At 60.0% G+C, this 4012-nt stretch carries 4 protein-coding genes; 1 reads left to right on the top strand and 3 read right to left on the bottom strand.

What is annotated here, in order from left to right; genetic code table 11:
• Nucleotides 1-292: 292 nt before the first annotated feature.
• Nucleotides 293-778: an acyl-CoA thioesterase gene (locus BFP93_RS18965; RefSeq protein WP_065894308.1), complete on the bottom strand. Its 486-nt coding sequence runs from the start codon at nucleotides 776-778 to the stop codon at nucleotides 293-295.
• A gap of 276 nt (nucleotides 779-1054) precedes the next feature.
• Between BFP93_RS18965 and BFP93_RS18960 the strand changes: the two genes are divergently transcribed.
• The gene (locus BFP93_RS18960) at nucleotides 1055-2818 is read left to right on the top strand and encodes a cation:proton antiporter (RefSeq protein ID WP_065894306.1); all 1764 of its coding nucleotides are present in this window, start codon (nucleotides 1055-1057) and stop codon (nucleotides 2816-2818) included.
• Between the two features lie 17 nt (nucleotides 2819-2835).
• On the opposite strand, the gene BFP93_RS18955 is transcribed toward BFP93_RS18960, so the two are convergent.
• Together BFP93_RS18955 and BFP93_RS18950 are read right to left on the bottom strand one after the other, a co-directional pair.
• Nucleotides 2836-3243: an SMI1/KNR4 family protein gene (locus BFP93_RS18955; protein ID WP_003195742.1), complete on the bottom strand. Its 408-nt coding sequence runs from the start codon at nucleotides 3241-3243 to the stop codon at nucleotides 2836-2838.
• Nucleotides 3244-3377: 134 nt separating this feature from the next.
• A partial coding sequence (locus tag BFP93_RS18950) for a Tim44 domain-containing protein (protein ID WP_065894305.1) occupies nucleotides 3378-4012 on the bottom strand: 635 nt, incomplete at its 5' end.

Raw genomic sequence — 4012 nt, 5'->3', positions numbered from 1 at the left:
AGCCTGCGTTCGGCCAGCGTGGTTTAACGGGGCGCCTGAGATCAAGATCAAAAGCAGATCAAGATCAAGAGCGACTCGCTGCGCATCGTGGTTAGTGTTGGGCGCTGCAGCGTTTGCCCTCTGTAGGAGCGAGCTTGCTCGCGAAAAACGTCAACGATAACGCGTGCTTTCTGAATGAACGCGGTGCCTGTGAGTTTTTCGCGAGCAAGCTCGCTCCTACAAAAAAAGCTTTAACTGACTGGCATTAGGGCAGATCCCCCTCCCACATTTGACTGGGTTTGCAGATTTTGAACTACGGCGCGTCGGCCTTGATTTCCTGATAACGCCTTTCCAGTTCCTGGCGAATCTGCCGACGCTGCTGGGCCTGCACGAAGCGGCGTTTGTCTTCGCTGTTCTGCGGCTGCAAGGGGGGGACTGGGGCCGGTTTGCGCTGGTCGTCCACCGCCACCATGGTGAAGAAGCAACTGTTGGTATGACGCACCGAGCGCTCGCGAATGTTCTCGGTCACCACCTTGATGCCCACTTCCATCGAGGTGTTGCCGGTGTAGTTGACCGACGCGAGAAAGGTCACCAGTTCGCCGACATGGATCGGCTCGCGGAAAATCACCTGGTCCACCGACAGCGTGACCACATAACGGCCGGCATAACGGCTGGCGCATGCGTACGCCACTTCGTCGAGATACTTGAGCAGGGTGCCGCCGTGGACATTGCCTGAGAAGTTGGCCATGTCAGGGGTCATCAATACCGTCATCGACAGCTGGGCGTTTCCGGGTTCCATAGCACACTCACGGGTTTAGGCATTGGTTGGGTAGGGCACCTCTGCGGGTGCTGGGAGCTTTGCAGCCATCCCTAACGGGGACGCCGGTGGGCGGCTTGCCGTCACGCCCGGGCCGATCTGTTTCCATATATTGCACCGGCTTTCCGGCGGAAGTCGCGGTGTTAACCTTCAAACGCGCCTCCACGGGCATTTCTTACGGTCACGGCAGACTTTTCTTTCAGCGGCTGCGCGCGCGGAGAGTGAGAAACCACCAGTAATTCCAAGGAGCCCCACGCCATGCATGCCATCAGCTTTATCCAGGACTTGGCCGTGATCATGCTGGTGGCGGGGGTCGTCACCATCCTGTTTCATCGGCTCAAGCAGCCGGTGGTGCTGGGCTACATCGTCGCAGGCTTCATCATCGGCCCCCACACGCCGCCGTTCGGCCTGATTCACGATGAAGACACGATCAAGACGCTGGCCGAACTCGGGGTGATCTTCCTGATGTTCTGCCTGGGCCTGGAGTTCAGCCTGCGCAAGCTGTTCAAGGTGGGTGCCACGGCGTTTATCGCGGCGTTCCTGGAAATCATCCTGATGATCTGGATCGGCTACGAAATCGGTCAATGGTTCGACTGGAACACCATGGACTCGTTGTTTCTCGGCGCGATCCTGGCAATTTCCTCCACCACCATCATCGTCAAGGCGCTCAATGACCTGAAGATGAAGAACCAGCGTTTCGCCCAGCTGATATTCGGCGTGCTGATCGTCGAGGACATTCTGGGGATCGGCATCATTGCCTTGCTGTCGAGCATCGCCGTCAGCGGCACGGTCAGCTCCGGCGAGGTGTTTTCCACCGTGGGCAAGCTCTCGCTGTTCATGATTGTGGCGCTGGTGATCGGTATTCTGCTGGTGCCGCGCCTGCTGGCCTACGTCGCCAAGTTCGAAAGCAACGAGATGCTGCTGATCACGGTACTGGGTCTGTGTTTCGGCTTCTGCCTGCTGGTGGTCAAGCTTGAATACAGCATGGTGCTGGGGGCCTTCCTGATCGGCGCGATCATGGCCGAGTCACGCCAACTGATTAAAATCGAGCGCCTGATCGAACCGGTTCGCGACATGTTCAGTGCGATTTTCTTTGTCGCCATCGGCTTGATGATCGACCCGCAAATTCTGCTGCAGTACGCGTGGCCGATTGCGGTCATTACCGTGGCCGTGGTGCTGGGCAAGATGCTGTCTTGCGGGCTGGGCGCGTTTATCGCCGGTAACGATGGGCGCACCTCGCTGCGGGTGGGCATGGGCCTGTCACAGATTGGCGAATTCTCTTTCATCATCGCGGCGCTGGGGATGACCCTGCAGGTCACCAGCGATTTTCTGTACCCGGTGGCGGTGGCGGTTTCGGCGATAACGACGTTGCTCACCCCGTACCTGATCCGCGGCGCCGACCCGTTGTCACTGAAAATTGCCGCCGTGATGCCCCAGCGCATGAGCCGGGTATTCGGCATGTATGGCGAATGGCTGCGCAGTATTCAGCCGCAAGGCGAGGGCGCCATGCTGGCGTCGATGATCCGCAAGATCGTGCTGCAAGTGGGGGTGAACCTGGCGCTGGTGATCGCGATCTTCTTCGCCGGCAGCTTTTTCGCGGCGCGCATTGGCGGGTATCTGGAAGGCTGGGTCAGCGATCAAAGCTGGCAGAAGGCGTTGATCTGGGGTGGCGCATTGCTGTTGTCGCTGCCGTTTCTGATCGCGGCGTACCGCAAGCTCAAGGCATTGTCGATGTTGCTGGCGGAGATGAGCGTGAAGCCGGAAATGGCCGGGCGGCATACCCAACGTGTGCGGCGGGTGATCGCGGAGCTGATCCCCATTCTGTCGCTGCTGGTGATCTTCCTGCTCCTGGCAGCCTTGTCGGCCAGTATTCTGCCGACCAACAAGTTGCTGGTACTGATTGCGGTGGTCACGGCGGCGGTGGCGGCCGTGCTGTGGCGCTGGTTCATCCGCGTGCATACGCGGATGCAGGTGGCCTTGCTGGAGACGCTGGATAACCACAAGGATACGCCGGAACACTAGAAGGCCAGGTGTGGGCCTCAGCTTTCCAGCCAGACATCCCGTGCCCAGTGCCACACCGATTCCCAGGTTTCTTCCTGGACCAGTTCTTCCTCGGCGGACCACAGCACCACGGTGCCGTCTTCTTCGACGCAGTAGTAATCGTCGCCGTCCTGACAGATCGGGATCAGGCTGCGGTCAACACCGGCGTCCCAGGCGTTGGCGGCAACGTCCGGCAGATAGGTGTGGGACTGCGGGTCGGTGACGGTCACCGGCTCGAGGCTGCCGTAGACCACGTCGCTGACGGTCAGCAGGAATTCGCGGAACACAAAGGGGATGTCGATGAACAGTTGTTCTTCGATTTCCACCAGTTGGTCTTCGTCAGGCAGCTCCAAGGGAACCGGGACCGGTTCGTTGGCTTCACGCAGTTGTTCGATGATTTCTTCCACGGCCGGGATCCTCTTGCTGATGGCGCGTTTTATAGGGGCGTTTTATACAGTAGCTCGCTATAAGTGCAACCGTGAAATAGAAAACCCCGGAACAGGTCCGGGGTTTTGTTACCGCTTGCTCACGCGTGCGGGTATCAGCCGTTCTGGCGGATACCGGCGACCAGCCATGGCTGGTTTTCGCCCTGCGGACGTTCCATGTTCCAGCTTTCGCTGAACACTTCGCCCTGGTCGAAACGCGAGGTCTTCGACACGCCGCTGAAGGTCAGGGTGGCGATGGTCTTGTCGGCGCGATCATCCACACCGTCCAGCTGTACGCGCAGGTCGTCGATATAGGTCGACTGGAAGCCGTCACCCAGGTCGGCGCGTTCGCGCTTGAGGAACTCCAGCAGTTGCGGGGTCACGAACTCGGCGATCTTGTCCATTTCGTTGGCGTCCCAGTGCTGCTGCAGGGACTGGAAGTGGCTGCGGGCCGCTTCGATGAAACGCTCTTCGTTGAACCAGGCCGGCGCGTTGATCACCGGACGGGCGGCCGCAGGGGCTGCCGAACCGCCGAAGATCGAACCCATGGCGGGTTTTTGCTCGAACACTTCACGCTGCATCGGCGCGCCGGCCGGGGCCAGGTGCTCCTGCTGCTTGCGGCGACGGGCGGCGATAAAGCGGAAGATCACGAAGGCAATGACCGCCAGGATCAGGATGTCGAAGATCTGCATGCCCTGGAAGCCGCCGCCCATGAACATGGACGCGAGCAGGCCACCGGCGGCGATGCCGG

Source organism: Pseudomonas sp. 44 R 15, assembly GCF_900004965.1.
Taxonomy (GTDB): domain Bacteria; phylum Pseudomonadota; class Gammaproteobacteria; order Pseudomonadales; family Pseudomonadaceae; genus Aquipseudomonas; species Aquipseudomonas orientalis_A.
Note: the sequence above shows the minus strand (reverse complement) of the source record. Positions and strands in the feature narration are given on the sequence as shown.

Bases quoted from the DNA above. Each gene is read 5' to 3' on its own strand.
- BFP93_RS18965 (WP_065894308.1), bottom strand. From the start codon at position 778: ATGGAACCCGGAAACGCCCAGCTGTCGATGACGGTATTGATGACCCCT.
- BFP93_RS18960 (WP_065894306.1), top strand. From the start codon at position 1,055: ATGCATGCCATCAGCTTTATCCAGGACTTGGCCGTGATCATGCTGGTG.